This is a genomic window from Streptomyces sp. NPDC060209, assembly GCF_042728155.1.
GTDB lineage: Bacteria > Actinomycetota > Actinomycetes > Streptomycetales > Streptomycetaceae > Streptomyces.
This window is the reverse complement of the sequence record NZ_JBHWZS010000174.1, coordinates 1-17,753: the sequence shown is the minus strand read 5'-3', so window position 1 is coordinate 17,753 and position 17,753 is coordinate 1. Positions and strand designations below refer to the sequence as shown.

The 17,753-nt window shown below is 67.4% G+C and carries 16 protein-coding genes and 1 tRNA gene; 14 read left to right on the top strand and 3 right to left on the bottom strand.

Annotation, left to right across the window (positions count from 1 at the left end):
* Positions 1 to 66: 66 nt before the first annotated feature.
* The gene (locus tag ACFWFI_RS27700; RefSeq protein WP_387395145.1) at positions 67 to 567 is read right to left on the bottom strand and encodes a phosphoribosyltransferase; all 501 of its coding nucleotides are present in this window, start codon (positions 565 to 567) and stop codon (positions 67 to 69) included.
* 6 nt (positions 568 to 573) lie between these two features.
* Entirely contained in the window at positions 574 to 1,149 is a 576-nt protein-coding gene (gene dcd / locus ACFWFI_RS27695) for a dCTP deaminase (protein WP_387395143.1), read from the bottom strand.
* Between the two features lie 465 nt (positions 1,150 to 1,614).
* Here dcd and ACFWFI_RS27690 point away from each other — a divergent pair.
* The 11 genes from ACFWFI_RS27690 (at position 1,615) to ACFWFI_RS27640 (ending at position 12,654) form a co-directional block, all read left to right on the top strand.
* A tRNA-Gly gene (locus ACFWFI_RS27690) sits at positions 1,615 to 1,688 on the top strand.
* Positions 1,689 to 1,962: 274 nt separating this feature from the next.
* Positions 1,963 to 2,421, top strand: coding sequence for a hypothetical protein (locus ACFWFI_RS27685; protein WP_387395141.1), 459 nt, complete (start codon positions 1,963 to 1,965; stop codon positions 2,419 to 2,421).
* Positions 2,418 to 3,068 (top strand): hypothetical protein, encoded by a 651-nt coding sequence (locus ACFWFI_RS27680; protein ID WP_387395139.1) that lies wholly within the window; start codon positions 2,418 to 2,420, stop codon positions 3,066 to 3,068. The genes ACFWFI_RS27685 and ACFWFI_RS27680 overlap by 4 nt, the downstream gene beginning before the upstream one ends.
* 3 nt (positions 3,069 to 3,071) lie before the next feature.
* Positions 3,072 to 7,772, top strand: coding sequence for a putative T7SS-secreted protein (locus ACFWFI_RS27675; protein WP_387395137.1), 4,701 nt, complete (start codon positions 3,072 to 3,074; stop codon positions 7,770 to 7,772).
* Positions 7,773 to 7,820: 48 nt separating this feature from the next.
* Positions 7,821 to 8,042, top strand: coding sequence for a hypothetical protein (locus ACFWFI_RS27670; protein ID WP_387395135.1), 222 nt, complete (start codon positions 7,821 to 7,823; stop codon positions 8,040 to 8,042).
* A gap of 357 nt (positions 8,043 to 8,399) precedes the next feature.
* Positions 8,400 to 8,693, top strand: coding sequence for a hypothetical protein (locus ACFWFI_RS27665; RefSeq protein ID WP_387395133.1), 294 nt, complete (start codon positions 8,400 to 8,402; stop codon positions 8,691 to 8,693).
* A gap of 378 nt (positions 8,694 to 9,071) precedes the next feature.
* Positions 9,072 to 9,266 carry a type II toxin-antitoxin system Phd/YefM family antitoxin gene (locus ACFWFI_RS27660; protein ID WP_387395131.1) on the top strand — a complete coding sequence of 65 codons (195 nt, stop codon included), beginning with the start codon at positions 9,072 to 9,074 and terminating at the stop codon, positions 9,264 to 9,266.
* A gap of 29 nt (positions 9,267 to 9,295) precedes the next feature.
* Entirely contained in the window at positions 9,296 to 9,661 is a 366-nt protein-coding gene (locus ACFWFI_RS27655) for a hypothetical protein (protein WP_387395129.1), read from the top strand.
* A 29-nt stretch (positions 9,662 to 9,690) separates the two neighbouring features.
* Positions 9,691 to 9,981 (top strand): hypothetical protein, encoded by a 291-nt coding sequence (locus ACFWFI_RS27650; RefSeq protein WP_387395127.1) that lies wholly within the window; start codon positions 9,691 to 9,693, stop codon positions 9,979 to 9,981.
* A 274-nt stretch (positions 9,982 to 10,255) separates the two neighbouring features.
* Positions 10,256 to 12,193: a PP2C family protein-serine/threonine phosphatase gene (locus tag ACFWFI_RS27645; RefSeq protein ID WP_387395125.1), complete on the top strand. Its 1,938-nt coding sequence runs from the start codon at positions 10,256 to 10,258 to the stop codon at positions 12,191 to 12,193.
* Positions 12,190 to 12,654, top strand: a complete 465-nt coding sequence (locus ACFWFI_RS27640; RefSeq protein ID WP_383574265.1) for a response regulator — start codon at positions 12,190 to 12,192, stop codon at positions 12,652 to 12,654. Before ACFWFI_RS27645 ends, ACFWFI_RS27640 begins: the two co-directional genes overlap by 4 nt.
* Here ACFWFI_RS27640 and ACFWFI_RS27635 read toward each other — a convergent pair.
* On the bottom strand, positions 12,639 to 14,921 hold the full coding sequence (locus tag ACFWFI_RS27635) for an ATP-binding protein (protein ID WP_387395122.1): 2,283 nt from the start codon (positions 14,919 to 14,921) through the stop codon (positions 12,639 to 12,641). The two genes, ACFWFI_RS27640 and ACFWFI_RS27635, sit on opposite strands and share 16 nt — an antisense overlap.
* Positions 14,922 to 15,710: 789 nt before the next feature.
* On the opposite strand from ACFWFI_RS27635, the gene ACFWFI_RS27630 reads away from it, so the two are divergent.
* From ACFWFI_RS27630 to ACFWFI_RS27620, 3 genes are all read left to right on the top strand, one after another.
* Positions 15,711 to 16,457: a hypothetical protein gene (locus ACFWFI_RS27630; protein ID WP_387395120.1), complete on the top strand. Its 747-nt coding sequence runs from the start codon at positions 15,711 to 15,713 to the stop codon at positions 16,455 to 16,457.
* A 132-nt stretch (positions 16,458 to 16,589) separates the two neighbouring features.
* A complete protein-coding gene (locus tag ACFWFI_RS27625) occupies positions 16,590 to 16,838 on the top strand; it encodes a type II toxin-antitoxin system CcdA family antitoxin (protein WP_073787485.1) in 249 nt (82 codons plus the stop codon).
* The gene (locus ACFWFI_RS27620) at positions 16,835 to 17,236 is read left to right on the top strand and encodes a DNA-binding protein (RefSeq protein WP_387395118.1); all 402 of its coding nucleotides are present in this window, start codon (positions 16,835 to 16,837) and stop codon (positions 17,234 to 17,236) included. The genes ACFWFI_RS27625 and ACFWFI_RS27620 overlap by 4 nt, the downstream gene beginning before the upstream one ends.
* Positions 17,237 to 17,753 lie beyond the last annotated feature (517 nt).

Below are 17,753 nucleotides of genomic sequence, written 5' to 3'. Positions count from 1 at the left end.
GTGCATGGCACCGGGGCCCCTCCCGTGTCTGTGTCCTGTGTCCTGTGTCCCGCGTGCACTCGGACCCTACGAGTCGAGAACCTGACCCTCACGACGCACGACGGGCTTCTCCACGCTCCACGGGAAGTTGATCCACTGATCGGTCTTCTTCCACACGTACTCGCATTTCACGAGCGAATGCGGCTTCTCGTAGATGACCGCGCTGCGCACCTCGGCCACGTGGTCGATGCAGAAGTCGCGGACCAGCTTCAACGTCTTTCCGGTGTCGGCGACGTCGTCGGCGATGAGGACCTTCTTCTGCGTGAAGTCGATGGCATTGGGAACGGGCGCCAGCATCACGGGCATTTCCAGGGTGGTCCCGACCCCGGTGTAGAACTCGACATTCACCAGATGAATGTTCTTGCAGTCCAGGGCATACGCCAGACCGCCCGCGACGAAGACCCCGCCCCGCGCGATGCTCAGCACGACATCCGGCTCGTAGCCGTCGTCGGCCACCGCCTGCGCCAGCTCACGTACGGCGTGCCCGAAGGCCTCGTACGTCAGATTCTCCCGCATCTCACCAGCCATGCCGTATCACACCTGAGTCCGATGGAAATTCATGTAGGAACGCGAGGCGGTCGGCCCTCGCTGGCCCTGATAACGCGATCCGTAACGCTCGGACCCGTACGGGAATTCGGAGGACGAGGTCAGCCGGAACATGCACAGCTGCCCGATCTTCATTCCCGGCCAGAGCTTTATCGGCAGCGTCGCCAGATTCGACAGCTCCAGAGTGACGTGCCCCGAGAAACCGGGGTCGATGAACCCGGCGGTGGAATGCGTCACCAGCCCGAGCCGCCCGAGCGAGCTCTTCCCCTCCAGCCGCGACGCAAGGTCGTCGGGGAGCGAGATGACCTCGTACGTCGAGGCCAGGACGAACTCCCCGGGGTGCAGGATGAACGCCTCGTCACCGTCCGGCTCGACCTCGCGGGTCAGGTCCACCTGCTCGACGGCGGGGTCGATATGCGGATAGCGGTGGTTCTCGAACACCCGGAAGTAGCGGTCCAACCGCACATCGATGCTCGAGGGCTGCACCATCGAAGCGTCGAACGGGTCAATGCGAACCCGCCCGGCATCGATCTCGGCCCGGAGGTCCTTATCTGAGAGAAGCACGCACCGAGGATACGCAGAACGCGCGAGCCGACCCCAACCGGACCGCCCCGCGCGCCTGCGTCACCGCTCTAGCGCTCCTCGAACGCCACAGGAACGGCCTGCCGCAACCGAGCACAGCGCGGACAGCGGATCAGCCGCCCGGGACCGATCCGCGCGGACCCGAGCTGCTGCATCGGGAACGGCGAAGCGGTAAAAACGTGCCCTTCGGCACAGCGGACGACGGTGCGCTCCATCGACTCCATCAAGTCCCTTCCCCAACCAGCCTTGGACGAGACCGCCACATTAGGGGATGAACAGGACGCCACTCCAGGCGGCACTCCGCCCACCCACGCTACGCCCTCAACTCCCGCCGCCCACAGCCGCATCCACACTCCGGAACGACACACGGACCCCACGGCGAAAGCGCCGGGGGCCTGCGATGGGGTACAGTGTGGGACGATGCACAGCCGATCATCGGCGCGCTTCGCGGGTGTAGTTTAATGGTAGAACATGAGCTTCCCAAGCTCAGAGCGCGAGTTCGATTCTCGTCACCCGCTCCATGAAAAAGCCCCAGGCCAACGGCCGGGGGCTTCTTTGTTGTCCGGACCACACTATGTCGTGCGCCCATTCGGCTCGGCCTGATCGGCCGCGCCGCCGGTCGTTCGCCCTGTCGACCCCATGCCTCCCGTGGCAGAACGCCGGTCGACGGGATGCCGCAGGGGGCGACGGCGTCGCGGAACCGCTGGTTCATGCTGAGCGTGGTGTCCTACGGTGTTCGAACCCGGGGGGGCAAAACCGGGACCAGCGGACGGTGGCACGTGAGCGGGGGGCTCGATGGCTGACGGGACAGCGCTGGCGGATCGGATCGCCGAGCGGCGGGCCGGCATCGGAGATCCGCGGGCGATGCTGGGTGAGTTGCGGCGGGCCTTGGTGCTGGTGCCGTTCGACGGTGGCGGGTTGTGGACCGCGGAGTTCGGCGGGATCCGCTGGGTCTGTGGCTTCACTGATGAGGAGGCGCTGGCCCGGTTCGCGCAGGCACGGAGCACCGGGAGCGACGCCGGTGCTGTCGGGCGGTCGTGGGAGTTCGCCGAGCTGCGGGGTGCGCGACTGCTGGACGAGATCATTCCGGCGATGGGCGTGCCGGCCGGGCTCGCGGTGAACATCGCCGACCCGGACGGCTCGATGCTTTTTCCTCCGGTGACGGGGATCGTGCCCGACGCGGTCGCCGTCGACGCGCAGGAGGCGGAAGCCACGGTGGGAGCACAGGCGCATGACGGGGGGCGGGGCCGATGAGCGGCAGCGGCGCTGAGGATCTGAACGTAGACCGGGCCAGTGTCCAGCAGATCACCAGTGGTCTGCGAGCGGCGGTGGCCGAGCTGAGGGAGGTCGGTGACGGTACCGGGGCGGTGCTGGGCAAGGGACTGTCGGACCTGTCGATGACCGGCATGGAGGCGGGTCACCACGGGCTGTCGGTGGACTTCGAGGACTTCTGTGAGCGGTGGGAGTGGGGGGTTAGGGCCCTGGTCCAGGACGCCAACGCCATCGCGGCGAAGCTGGGCCTGGCCGCCGGGATCCTGTGGGAGGAGGACCAGTACATCCAGGGCACCATGAAGGTCGTGGTCAACGCCGCCGTGGGCAACCCGCACGCGTCCGAGGACGAGATCGTCAAACAGAACTGGGGTGACGTGTTCACCCCCGACTACCTCAGCCCCGACTACAGCGCGGAGTCGTTCGAGCGGGCGGCGGACGAGGCCGGGCAGACCTGGAAGGACACCGGGCGAGCTCTGGTGACCGAGGGGAACGGCGGCCGTCAGGCAGACCAGCTGAACGACATGCTCGGCGTCGACCAGGAAGCCTTCGACCGTTCCGTGGACGAAACGTTCGGGCCCTCGCCCGAGGAACGGGCACGGCAACAGCAGCAGGACAACGGGGGGAACTGATCCATGGGGCTCGGGGATATCGTCAGCGACCTCACTCCGGACGTCGTCGAGGACGCCGTCGAGGACGGTGTCGAGTGGGCCGGCAACCGGGTCGAGGACGCCGGTAACTGGACGGCCGACCGGCTGCAGGACGTGGGCTGGGACTCCGGCGCGGACTGGGTGCGCGAACAGTCACGTTCGCTGGCGAACCGGATGGGCGCCGAGGTCGACGAGATGGACCTCGGGCAGACCGAGGACAAGACGAAGCTCATCTACGGAAGCCCCTCCGAGCTCCGCTCGACCGCATCTCACCTCAAGGACCTGCAGGGTGCTTTCGACAAGGTCGGCGGTGGTATGAGGGGACTGGACTCCTCCGCCCTGAAGGGGCAGGCGGCGGACGCGTTCCGGGACTCGGTGTCCGTCGAGCCGCCGAAGTGGTTCAAGGCCGCCGACGCCTTCGAGAAAGCCGCGGGCGCGCTGGACTCGTTCGCCGGGACGGTCGAATGGGCGCAGGGGCAGGCCCAGACGGCGATCGACAAGTGGAAGGCCGGCACCAAGGCGTCCGAGGAGGCGATGGACGCCCACAAGGAGCAGTGCGACACGTACAGCCGGGCGGCCGACAAGTACAACGCCATGCCCGCCGACGAACGCGATCCGTCCACGTTGCCGCCGAGGCCCGGCGAGTTCAAGGACCCCGGCAAGGCCCGCATGGAAGAGGCACAGCAGCTGCTGGCGGAGGCACGTAAGCAGCGCAACACGGCAGCGGCGACGGCCCGTTCGGCGGTGGCGGCCGCACGGGACACCGCACCGAAGAAGCCCAGGTACGCCGAGCAGGTCGACGACGGGCTCGCCGAGTACGAGGTGGTGAAGACCCACTTCGGCGGGGGCATCATCAAGGGCACCGCGGGCCTCGTCACCTTCGCGCGCAGCGTCAACCCGACGGACCCGTACAACCTCACCCACCCCGCCGAGTACGCCCTCTCGCTGAACAACACCGCCGCCGGACTGGTCCAGGTCGCCAACGACCCCTGGGGTGCCGGCAAACAGATGGTCACCAACTTCATGAAGGACCCGGCCGAAGGATTCGGGCGGCTCGTGCCGGACCTGGTCCTCACCGCTGCCACCGGCGGCGCCGGAGCCGGAGTCAAGGGAGCCCGGGTCGCCAAGGAACTCGCAGACCTCGCACAGGACGCGAACAAGGCCCGCCGCCTGGTGGACGACGCCCCTGAAGGCACCCACAACCGGCCCGACAGCGAGCGCACCGCCGAGGGCACCGACCCGGTCGACCTGGCATCGGGCCGCATGTTCCTCCCACAGACCGATGTGATGCTCCCCGGGGTACTGCCCCTCGCCTTCACCCGCCGGGTGGAATCGGGCTACACCGCCGGCCGCTTCTTCGGCCCCTCATGGGCCTCCACCGTCGACGAACGCCTGGAGATCGACGCCAACGGCGTCATCCACGTCACCGACGACGGCCTCCTGATCACCTACCCCCATCCCGTCCCCGGCCTGCCGACTGTCCCGGAGTCCGGAACCTCACGCAGCGTTCTCAGCCGCGACGAGGGGGGCGACTACACGCTCACCGACCCCGACGCCGGACTCGTGCGCCATTTCGACGCACCGACCGGGGCGGAGCCAGGGAGCGACGGTGACGCCTGGCTCGGGCAGATAAGTGACCACAACGGCAACACCATCACCTTCGACCGCGCTGAGGACGGCGCTCCCAGGACCCTGGTCCACTCGGCCGGTTACCACCTGGGGCTGACGCTAGCTGATGGACTGGTGACAGGACTGGCGCTGCTCACCCTTGCAGCGAGCGAAGCGGCGCCCACGGCCGCCGACCGGAGCGCGGCTCTTCCACTGCGTGCCTACGGCTACACGGACGGCAACCTCACCACCGTCACCAAGCCCTCGGGTGCCGCCCTCACCTTCGCCTACGACGCCCGCCGCCGAGTGACGGCGTGGACGGATTCCAACAACAGCCGGTACAGCTACACCTACGACGGCCGGGACCGCGTCATCGCGGAGGGCGGTGAGGCGGGCCACTTCCAACTCACCCTGAAATACGGCGAACCCGATCCCTCCACAGGCAACCGAACCACCACCCTCACCACCGCTGACGGTCGCTCCACACGTCATCTCGTCGACGGCAGGTGCCGGGTTTTGGCCACTATCGACCCGTTGGGCAACACCACTCGCGCCGTCTTTGACACCGACGGGAACCGGCTGACGCACACCGACGCGCTAGGACACACCACCGCCTTCTCCTACGACGATGAGCGCAGAGTCTCCGGGGTCACGCAGGCGGACGGCACCCATCTGCGCGTCGCGCGGAACCGGCTGGGGCTCGTGACCGAGTTCGTGGAGCCGGACGGCTCCCACCGCCTGCAAGAGTTCGACGACCACGGCAATCGCACGGCGGTCACCGAGCCAGGCGGCAGCACCACCCGCTACACCTACGACGCGGCGGGCCGGGTCACCTCGGTTACCGACGCACTGGGCAACGTGACCAGAGTCCGCTGCGACCCTGCCGGAATGCCCGTGGAGATCATCGACCCGCTCGGTGGCACCACCCGCTACGACCGGGACCCGTTGGGTCGCCCCGTGCGCGCCACCGACCCACTGGGAGCGGTCACCCTCCTGCGCTGGTCCCTCGACGGAGAACTCGCGGAGCGCACCGGCCCGGACGGCGCCACTGAGTCATGGACCTATGACGGTGAGGGCAACCGGCTCACCCACACCGACCCCGTCGGCGGAACAAGCCGTTTCGAGTACACCCACTTCGACCTGCTGGCGGCCCGGACCGATCCCGACGGATCCCGGTACGAGTTCACGCACGACGCGGACTTGCGCCTCACCCGGGTAACCAACCCACAGGGGCTCACCTGGACCTACGCCTACGACCGGGCCGGCCGGTTGGTCTCTGAGACCGACTTCGACGGTCGCACCGTTGGTTACACCGTCGACGCGGCCGGAAGAATAACCGCCTCCGTCACCCCTCTCGGGGAGAGCGTCTCCTACGCTCACGACGCCCTCGGCCGCGTGATTCGCAAAGACGCCGTCGGCCGGGTGACCACCTTCGCCTACGACCCGGCTGGACGGCTGATACAGGCGAACGGTCCCGACGCCGAACTGATCTACCAGTACGACCGGGCCGGGCGAGTGAAGACGGAACTTGCGGATGGCCGCACCATCACGTACGCGTACGACGCCCTGGGTCGGCGCACCCGCCGGATCACCCCCACCGGCCGGCGCACCACGTACGGATACGACGCAGCAGGTCGGCCCACTGAACTGACCGCCGGTGAACGGCGCATCACCTTCGCCTACGACTCTGCGGGCCGGGAACGGGAACGCTCCTTCGGCGACGCCCTCACCCTCGCCTCCACCTGGGACGTGGCGGGCCGCCTCAGCGCCCAGCACCTCGTCGGCCGCGACCACACCACGCTGAACACGCGCGCCTACACCTACCGCGCCGACGGGTATCTCACCGGCCTGGACGACAGCCTGAACGGGGCCCACCGCTTCGACCTGGACGGCGCGGGCCGCGTCACCCGGGTCACGGCCGCCAACTGGAACGAGTCGTACGCCTACGACACCGCCGGGAACCAGACCATCGCCACGTGGCCCTCCTCCCACCCGGGACACGACGCCACCGGCCCCCGTTCGTACACCGGCACCACCATCACCCGTGCTGGGAACACGCGGTACGAGCACGACGCCGCCGGCCGCACCACCCTGCGCCAAAAGACCAGGCTCTCCCGCAAGCCCGACACCTGGCGCTACGAATGGGACGCGGAAGACCGTATGACCGCGGCAACCACCCCGGACGGCACCCGGTGGCGGTACCGTTACGACCCGCTCGGCCGCCGGATCGCCAAGGAGCGCCTCGGTGACGACCACCAGACCGTGGTCGAGGAAACCCGCTTCACGTGGGACGGCACCACCCTCTGCGAACAAGTCACCACCGCGACCGAGCTACCCCGGCCCATCGTCCTCACCTGGGATCACCAAGGACTCGGCCCCCTGGCCCAGACAGAACGAATCCTCTCCGCCGATTCCTCCCAACACGCGGTAGATGCACGCTTCTTCGCCATCGTCACCAACCTGATCGGCGCGCCCACCGAACTCGTAGACGAAACGGGTTCCTTGGCCTGGCACACCCGAACCACCCTCTGGGGCACCACCACCTGGTCCAGACGCAGCACCGCGTACACACCCCTCCGCTTCCCCGGCCAGTACTACGACCCCGAAACCGGCCTCCACCACAACCACCACCGTCATTACGACCCCGAGACCGCCCGCTACCTGACACCGGACCCACTAGGACTGGCCCCGGCACCTAACCCATCGACGTACGTACACAACCCACACACCTGGTGCGACCCTTTGGGACTGGCCCCCGCAGGGAGCTGTCCGCCTGAGCATCCCGCGGTGGACGAAACACGTGGTCGCATAGGCGACGGAAGCATCGTGAGCGAGCATCCGATGACAGCCGATGAGGCGCTGGACGCCGCTCACAGGTTTTTGGGTGATGACTACGTGGAAAAGGGAGTGAATCGCGGCGTGTTCCGCAGCGCAGACGGACTACGACAGTTCCGCATGGATCCTGATTCCATACAGGGAAAACACTGGCCTGACATTCCACATGTACACTTTGAGATTTTCCCCGAGCCCGGCGCCAAAAAGGCGGCGGTAAACAACCATGTCCCCCTGATCGAGTAGGATTTCGCTTCACCACCACGCAAGAGGACATCCCCGGGAGAACAAAAGATGATCAAAATTGGCAAGGTCGGCAAGATTGCAGCAGGAGACGAGTTGGGGAAATTCGTCAGGATCAACGAGCTTCCTGACGACCCGCCCAGCTATTTGATCCTCCTCGCTGAGGACTCGGAGTTCCTCAACGGGTGCGGGGATTACTGGGTAGAGAACCGCGAAGACCTGGGCGAATTCTTCGCCGAAGCACATTGGGAAGTCGAATGGACCAATCACTGAGAAATTATCCACACTGCGCGTCCGTGCGAACACCAGCAGTACCGATGACCCAAAAACCTCACAGGGAACCACCGCCCTCGGTCATGGACGTGAGTACGTGGTGCTCGAAATTTCTGCTCGTTTCAATTGACCACCTTGGCTAGACATGCGAAGCAATGCTCGAATGAGGGCGCTCCTGCAGGAGAAGGGCACCGCAGGACTGAGTGTCCAGGACATCCCTCCCATGTTCCGTGAAGTCGTGGAGCGAGGATGGTCTTTGACACCCGCCGGCGGGCGGGTACTGGCCGAACTCCCCCTGAGAGCCTCCCGGAGTACTCCGACAGGCTCACGCAGGAAACCAGGGTCAACGGCAGGGGAATGACGGACTACGATCTGCCCACTGCGACGGACGAACGCGCGCCGCTCCTCGTACGGAGGTGCCTTGCCTACGTCGCCGCCTGCCTGCATGCCGCACAGGAGCACTTCGGCGACACAGCGGTGAAGTCCTACGTCTCATTCTCCTTCGCCGACACCGACGAGGCACTACTGACCTCCCACGTCACCTTCTGCACACCACTGCCCGACGTCCGCCCCTACATCCCGGACGTCGAGGGCGTAAAGGACGCAGCGGTCGCGGAGATCTCCGCGGAGGACTGCTCCCACTGGTCGTGAGCGTGAGCGCGCACCGGCGTCCGCACCGACGCCGGTGCGCACCGCAGCAGACATCCGCAGACGCCACCGCCCGCGCCCCAGCCGCGCCCAGCAGAGCAGACAACAGGGGTCATGTACGGCGCCCAGAGACCACACCAACCTCGCCCACCCGGGGCAAACATCCAGGTCAAAGCTGCTTTGGCTATCCAAGAACCGTTGATTCCCAAGCTCGGAGCGCGAGTTCGATTCTCGTCACCCGCTCCACGAAGCACAGCGACTAAGCCCGACCGAGTGCCCCCGCGTGCCCGTTCTGCGCTCGACGCGCCCAACACCTTCCCCGGTCACCAGCATCCCACGATCACGTATGGCAACTATGATAGTTGTTATATGCTTCAGCACATGGAGACGAAGACGTACACGACCATCGACCTGCGCAAGGGGATGGGCGAGATCCTGGACCGGACCCGGATCGCCGGTGAGGCCGCCGCCATCACCCGCAAGGGGAAGACGGTCGCCTACCTGGTGCCGGCCGAGTGGTTCGAGCAGATGGCCCGTCGGAACCAGTCGCACGAGGACCGGCACGAGGCGGCCTGACCCGCTTTCCATACCAAGGAGCCCGAACCATGCCCGCCCATGCACTCGACTTCGATGGGTACGAGGGGCAGCCCCTGCGGTTGCCACCCATGCCCGAACACACCCCTCAAGCACTTCGGTTGGCGATTCAGGAACACACTCCGCACCTCCTTCCGGACTTTGAGGCGCACTGGAAGCGCGTCATCGGCGACGCCTTCAACATCACCCCGGTGCCGGCCTTCATGCGCCTGTGGTGGACGCAGTACGCCATCGCTCGGAACCCCGTCCTCGACTCGCACCTTCGCGACCTCGAAGCCCGCGCCGCCAAGTCCGAGGACCCCGAGGAGTCCATCCGGCTTCTGGAGGAGTACAGCCGCCTCCGGCACGAAGCCGCCGAGAGGAAGCCCGGGGAGTGATCGACGAACCACTCCGGCCGCCTTGGCAAATGGACTGGACGAAGCAGGCGCAGCACGACTTCGAGGACATGCCTGCCGAAGCCAGTGACCTGGTCATGAGTGCCCGTGCGGAACTGATCACTGCCGAAGACCCGTACTTCCGGGGAATCGACGCCGATGCCTCGCTCCCGCACTGGATGACCGTCCGACCGCTGGCCTCCACGAGCCCCGGTGGCCCTCACTTCGTGGACCTGGCCGGCGGACGCGGCTGGCTCATCTACACCTTCATGCGCCGCCACGCCGACCCACAGATCGTCGTCACCGAAGCCTTCTGGGCCTGACGTGTGGGCCACCGCGGCATATGCACCACGGGCGGCTTCCATTTCCTGTCACCCGCTCCAGCACACAACCTCAGGTTGACGACCATCCGTCAACGTGCCCCATCCGTGCCCTTCGGAGCGGACAGCAGCGGTCAGGTACAGCACCCAGAGACCTCGCCGACAAACTGAACGATCACGGCGTGGAGGCGCCCGGCGGCCGTGGGCACAGCTCCGGGCGCATGGGCGGGTCGGTCATCGCTGCGGATGCGCGGTCCGGGCGGACGGAACGGGCAGCGTGACCGGCGAGGACGGCAAGGGTGATGGCTGTGGCGGTCGGCCTCTCGCGTCTCCTTCCAAGCGCCACCGAGACCGCGCCTGGAGGCGCTCAGTCGCGGGGTGGCATAGCGTTTCCCATGACGGGCCGGGGCCGACAGTGGTGATACGGGACGGCGGATCAGCGGTGGAGCAGCACGAGGGCATGGCTTCACGTCAGGCGGATGACGGATGGTGGTCAGGCCGTCTGCATGAGCTCTGGCGCGTCGCCGAAAATGCGCAGGACGTGACGGGGCTGGCCGATTCTCTCTACGACATGCTGCTCCGCATGCCCGGCGTACTGGCCGTCGTGGGTACCCGCTGGAGCGGCGGGCTGCTCCACTATCTGCGTAGTGTCACCGTGGTGGAGCCGACGTCATCGCTCGTGGAAATCGAACGGAATTACGGCGAATCCGGCGCAGCCGGGGCTCCGGACGGTGATCCGACTGTCACGGTTCACGAAGTGTCGGAGCTCGACGGCGCCATGCCGCACGTCCAGGTGCTGGCGGCAGCCGGCACGCGGAGCTTGGCCGAGTGTGCCGTGCCGCTGGGGCAGGACGGCTGGGCCTCGTTCATGGTCGGTACCGCGGACAGGGACACCATCGATGTGACGCTGCGGACCCGGTTGAAGCAGGTGGCCGAGGTCGCCATGGTCTCGGACAGGCGCATCACGGCGCGGCGCGCCGACGAGGTGCGTCAGGTGAGTGACGCCTTTCTGGCGGAGGCGTCGTTGCAGATGGATTCGAGCCTTGATGTGAAAAGCACCTTGGAGCGGGTGGCTCGCACGGCCGTTCCCGCCATCGCCGAGGGGTGCGTTCTGCATCTTTCTCTTCCCGAAGGACTGAAATCCGTGTCCTTCGCGCACATGGACGCCGGTGACCAGCAGTGGCTCGGCAAGGTTGCGGCCGAGGACGCCTGGCTGACGGAGGCGCTACGGCAGGTACTCGGCAGCGGGCAGGCACTGGCGCTGAAGGGTAAGGGGTTGCGAGGGGGGCCCTTCGGGCCCGACTCGTCCGGGGCGGGCCGCGCCGTGCGGGCGATCAGTGTCAACCCGCTCAAGGCCCGAGGCCGGGTCCTGGGCACCCTGACGTTTCTCTACCATCGGGCGGTCGTGGCCGAGGGGGCCTCACAGTTCCTTGCGGGTCTGGCCGACCGGGCGGCGTTGGCCATCGACAGCAGCACCCTGTACGAACAGCGGCGCCGCCACGTGGTCTCTCTCCAGCGGCATCTGCTCCCGAGAGAGCTGCCGCTGATTCCGGGAATCACGCTGAGTTCCGCGTACGAAGTGGGTGACGTCGCGCTCGACGTGGGCGGTGATTTCTACGACGCCGTCCCGACGGCGCAGGGTGGTGTGACCCTCCTCCTCGGTGACGTCTGCGGTCGCGGGGCGGAGGCGGCGGCGCTGACAGGTCTGGCCCGCCATACCCTGCGCACCCTTCTCGAGGACGGCAGTACGCCCGAGCACGCGCTGGAACGGCTGAATCAGGCCCTGGTCAGGGAGGGCACATCCCGCTTCGTGACGGCGCTCGTAGCGGTGCTGGTACCGGACGGGTGGGGGTTTCGTGCCCGCTACTGGAGTGCCGGGCATCCGGCGCCTCTGATGCGACGTGCGGATGGCACCGTGGAGGAACTCCTGGCCCACGGGGATCTGCTGGGCGTGCTGGAGGACATCGAGTACGGATCCGGGTCGGTGCGTCTGGCGCCGGGGGACGCGCTGGTGATGTTCACCGACGGAGTGACCGAGGCAAGAGCGGCCGACGGGATGTTCTTCGAAGCGCGTCTGCGGGACGAGGTCGTGCGGCAGGGTGCCGGTGGGGCTCAGCGGTTCGCCGAGCGGCTGGCAGAGGCTGTTGTGGACTTCCGGGCGACGGGTGCCGACGACATCGCCGTGCTCGTCGCACAGGCGGAGTCCATCGGATGAGCGGGCCTGCCGGGGAGCAGAGGATCGATCACGACCTCGTCTGGGTGGTCGAGGATTCGGCGGAGGACGCCGAGGCCATCGCACGGGCGCTCCGTCGCACCCATCCGGATCTGGCACTGGACTTCACCGACCGGGGGACGGGATTCGTCGAGCGGTTGCTGGAAGCTCCCCGTCGGCCGGGGCTCGTCCTCCTGGACCTGAAGCTGCCCGGTCCCAGCGGAGCCGAAGTGCTGCGGTCGATCCGGTCCCGGCCGGAACTGGAGGGCGTGGCCGTCGTCGCCTTCACTTCGTCCACCGGGCCGGACGAGGTGGACACGACCTATGCGGCAGGCGCCGACAGCTACATCTACAAGCCGGTCAACTTCGAACTCTTCAGCGCGGTGCTGAAGGGGGCTGTCGACTACTGGCAGAGGAAGGCGAGGGGTGGGGAGGAGGGCCCTCCCGCTCAGCCTCCCTCCTGACCCAGGGTGAAGAAGAACGTCGTCCCACGGGCTGGTTCGCTGTCGAGCCACAGCTCGCCGCCGTGGCGCTCGACGATCCGCCTGACGATCGCGAGCCCCACGCCGGTGCCGCCCCCGCGCTCGCCCTGCCCGTGCAGTCTGCGGAAGAGCTCGAAGACCTGGTGCTGCTGGCCGGGCGGGATGCCGATGCCGTTGTCCCGGACCACGACGGTCTGCTGTGGAGGCCCGCCGGACGGTGGGCGAAGCGTGTCGACCAGGACCTCGACCGTGCGGTCACCCTGGTCAGCGGCGTACTTGGCCGCATTCACCAGGAGGTTGACCAGCACTTCGTAGAGCCGGCTCTCATCGGCGTACACCTCGGGCAGGTCATGTCGGACGACCCGCACGTGGGCTTCGGCCAGGCGTTCGCCGGCCACGTCGAGCGCGGAATCCAGTACGCGGTCCAGTGGGACCTTGGTGCGGTGAAGCCCGCCTCGGCCCAGTCGGGCGAAGTGCAGCAGTGAGTCGAGCAGGTCGTCCATCCGGCCGGCCAGCCGTCGCACGGTGTGCATCCGGCGGACGGTAGTCGCATCGAGCTCCGCGGCGGCGTCCTCGATGACGAAGGTCGCGGCGTTGGAGATGCCTCGTAGTGGCTCTTTCAGGTCGTGAGCTGCCACGTGAGCGAATGAGTCGAGGTCGGAGTTGGTGATGCGTAGCTCTTCGTTCAACGCTGCCAGCTCCGCCTCGTGCCGCAGTACGAGTCCTGTCAGCGTGCGCCAGAGCTCCTGTGCGGTGGCACGGTCGGTGGGCGTCCAGGGCAGGCACTGTCCATGTACCACCGCGCGGAATACGGCACCTGAGCCGCGAGGGGTGAGCCGTTCGCCCCGTGGTCCGACCTGGACGGGCCTGGAGGGGTCGGCGGCCCATCGGCGGGCGGTCGGGCGGGCCTTGCGGAACCAGGCGAGGTAGTCGCCCGAGCGGCTCAGCGTCACCATCAGGGCCCCTGCCGGGCCGTCTTCCACCAAGTCGTCCTGATCACCCGACTCCTCCGACAGGCGGTCCGTACTCCAGACCGTGCCGGGTGCCGGCCCTGCCGCGCGTGCCTGAAGGGCCTCCAGCAGTGCGGGGGGAACGCTCATCCCGCTGATGGTGCTCTGGCCACCGCGGCAGAGCACCGCGCCGTCGGCGTGCAGCAGATCTCTGAGGGCGTCGTCACCTGCCAGGAGTGAGTCCTCCAAGTCCGACGTGACCCGAAAGATGATCCGGTCGAGGCGCTCGCGGGAAGCGGTGAGTGCCTCGGCCTGCTCTCGTTCCTCGATGACCGCGAGTTGGAGGGAGAAGGCCACGCCGAAGAACTCGCACGCCGCCCGCATTTCCGGGGGGATGGTGACAGCAGCGTAGCCGTGGCAGGCGATCAGCCCCCAGAGCTCGCCTTCCCGGAGGACGCTCACCGACATCGACGACTTCACACCGATGTTCCGCAGGTACTCCAGGTGGAAGCCGGACACCGTGCGCAGCACGGAGTTCGACAGGTCCAGTGGCAGGCCCGAATCGGCTCGGAGCGGAGGGTGCAGACCCACGCTGGTGTCATCCACGTCGGCGATGACCCGGATCCAGTTGTCGCGGTAGAGCCTCCTCGCCTGGGGCGGGATGTCGCTGGCGGGGAACCAGAGTCCGAGCCAGGGCTCCCGGCCCTCGGCGATGTCCTCGGCGACCACCTCTCCCGGCCCGTTCTCCCCGTCGAAGCGGTAGGCGACCACGCGGTCGAAGCCTGTAAGAGCCCGGATCTCACGGGCGGCCGCCTGGCAGCATTCGACTACAGCCGTCGAGGACCGCAGACGCGTCAGAGCTCGCCGGACCCCCTGGTAGAAGTGCGCGAAGTGTGGCGCCGCGACGGTGCGCGACTCGTACTCCAGAACGACCAGAGGCCCGTGCCGGTGCGCGGTCACGTCGAACATTCGGGGGGCACCCGCCACATCGACGGAGACGGGGAGAACCAGGCTTGCCGCATCGTGCTGAGCGCAGACCTGGAGCGCCTCGGCCCAGTGCTCGGGGGACAGGACCCGCGTGATGGGCCCTCCGACCAATTCCTCGGCAGCAATCCCCAGCAGGAAAAGCGTGTTCAGTGCTGCCGTGTCCACGGTGCCGGTGTCGGCCTCCGCCGCGAGCAGGGTGCCGTGGGACTGGATCATGCCCAGCCGGTGAATGGGCTCCCGGACGCATTCGCTGAGGTCGAAGCCGATGGCCGCCGCCGCTTCGGCCTCGCGTTCCGGTTCCGGTAGGGACATCTCTTCTCCCCCGCACAGAGTTCTCGAACCGGCCTGATCGATGTCCGGTTTGCCGCGATCCTTCCATGGTGCCCTGCGGCGGAGAAGCTGCTGCGGTGTGTGTCGTCGCTCCCGGCGGCAGCCAACTGCCGTGGGTGATCAGCCCTTGCGCAACCAGGCGTCCCCCCTGCACCCGTGCCCCGCCCCTGCGCCTCGGAGCGGCCGGTTGCGGGGCCCCGTACAAGTCCCGGACTCGGAGCCAGCCCTTGTCCGGATCCGAGGTGGGGACAGCGGAGGGCAGGGCACGGATTCCTCGCCGGGCCCCGTGCCACTACGTGCCAGGCACAGGGGTGAAGAACGGTCACTTCGTGTGTTGCGCTGCCATCGGTGTACGAGGTGCCGGGACGGGGGTCCAGCTGGTCAGCGGCATAACCGGCGATCAGATGCCGGGAGATTCCCAAGCTCAGAGCGCGAGTTCGATTCTCGTCACCCGCTCCATGCAAAAGCCCCAGGCCAGCGGCCGGGAAGTGCACCTGCCCGTGGTCGGCTCCGGCGCGGCCTGCCCGGCACCGACGGTGCGGTTGTCCAGATCGATGTCCTTTCGGCGGAGTTCGACCTGCGCCTGGGGGCGAAGAGGTCCGTCCGCACCGCGGTAGACCATCAGCCGCCAACGGGGACGGTGGGCGTCGGCGAGCGTGTCGACCTGGTCGAGGATGGCGACGGGCCGTTCGGCCGCGGTCTCCTTTCTCGCGCCTCGGATACGGCAAGGGTGGCGGAAACTGCGTCCGAAGTTTGGTCTAGGTTCTGCCTGTGAACCACAGCCGTTCCAACGCCGGCGCGCCCCCCGAGCCTGACTTGCCGCCGTACCGGGTAGTCCTCTCAGAGACTGATTGGGGTTCGCTCCAGACCGCTTTCGGGGACGGTCAGGACCTTCCCAAGGTCCTGACACGGCTGTTGGAACCCGATCCCAAGGTTCAGGTCTCCGCTTTGTCGGAGCTAGGTGAGATGGTCGGCCACCAGAACAGCATCTACGAAGCCACTGCCCCCGTCGCCATGTATGTTGCCGGTATCCTCGCCCACCCGGCGGCTACGACCCCCCGGCCCTATCGCAACGTCCCCATCCGTGCGGCGCTGTTGAACTGGTTGGCCTCCACGGCCTACGACGCCTCCGACGAGATTGTGGGCCGCACGGAGCAGTACTTCCCTGGCTTCCTCGCCCCCGGCACCATCGTGGCGTCCTTCCGGGACCTGCGCCCGATGCTTTATCGGGCCGTCTCGCCCTTCCTCCGAGACAGCCACGAGGACGTGCGCGAAGCCGCCGTTATCGCCGCGCTCATCCTCGCCGAGCACCCCGCGCTCACCGTGCACCGCGATCACCTCGCCGTGCACGCGCGCGCCATCCTGGACACCATCGGCGACGACCCCAACCGGCGTGTTGCCCAGAAGGCACTCGAAGCGTGGGGCCACGACGTCCCCGACGCTGAGCCTTTCCTGGAGGAGTTCTGGGACTGGGGGCCACACAGCGATGGCCGCAGCTATCGCGAACCGCCCTTCTGACCGATACGCGCATGGCCGGCGGGCTTGTACTCCCAGCGCCGGAAACCGCACCCTCCGGTCGCGAAACCCTGACCGGAACGATCGGTGCCGCAAGCACAAGCCCTCTCGCGCATACTCCAGTATGCTTGGCGTATGTCCTCAACGACTCGCATCACCGTCACACTTCCCAGCGATCAGGTGGCGGAGCTCCGCAAGCTCACGGACAACGTCTCCGGCTACGTGGCGGAAGCCGTGGCCCGCCAGATCCGGCACCAGCTTCTGGGCGACGACCTCCGCCGCCACGAGGAAGAGCATGGAGGCTTCAGCGACGAGGAGCTCGCCGAGGCCCGCGCGAGGATCTTCGGCTCCGCCGGCTCTTCCAAGGACGCGGACGCCGCGTGAGCGAGCGCATCGAGACCGTCGTCCTGGACTCGGAAGGACTCTCCGCCTGGATCGCGCAGGACCGCAAGCTCCTCGCCATGCTGCAGGTCTTCCACGACATGGGAACCGACCTGGTGATCGGGGCCAACACCATCGTGGAAGTCGCCCACTCCCGTACCAACATGCCTCGCCTGAGCTGGGCCCTGTCCCGCATCAAGGTGGAGCCCGTCACCGAACAGGCGGCGAAAGCGGCGGCTGAGCTCCTCAAAGGCGCCGGACTGCACGGGCACAAGTACGCCATCGACGCCACGGTCGCCGAGGTCGCGCTCCGCCAGCCGAAACCCGTCGCCCTGCTGACCTCCGACAGCGACGACATGACCAAGCTCTGCGGCAGCCAGGTCCGCATCATCCCTCTCTGACCCTCCAGGCCACCCGGAGCATGAAGCCCAGCAGGTTCTGGTGCATTGCCGCCACCCGTGCCCCATCCGTGCCCAGCGGAGCGGACAACAGCGGTCATGTACGGCGCCCGGAGACCACTCCAACCGCGCACGTCTCGACCAAACATGCAGGTCAGATCCAATGCGGTCGTTCGGGAACCGTTGATTCCCAAGCTCAGAGCGCGAGTTCGATTCTCGTCACCCGCTCCATGCAAAAGCCCCAGGCCGCCGGCCGGGGGCTTTCTTGTTGTCCGGACCGTTGATCACCCGATGAGTCAGCAGGTTCTGGTGCATTGCCGCCACCCGTGCCCCATCCGTGCCCAGCGGGGCGGACAACAGCGGTCACTTCGCACCGAGACGTCTCGAATCACGAACTCAAGGCCTGCGCGGCATCGCCACCCGGTACGACAAAGCCCCGGACAGTTACCTCGACGAACTCCTGAAGGTCGCCGACTGATCACGACGTCACGCAGGCCCCAGCGCCGTGAACGGGAAGGCG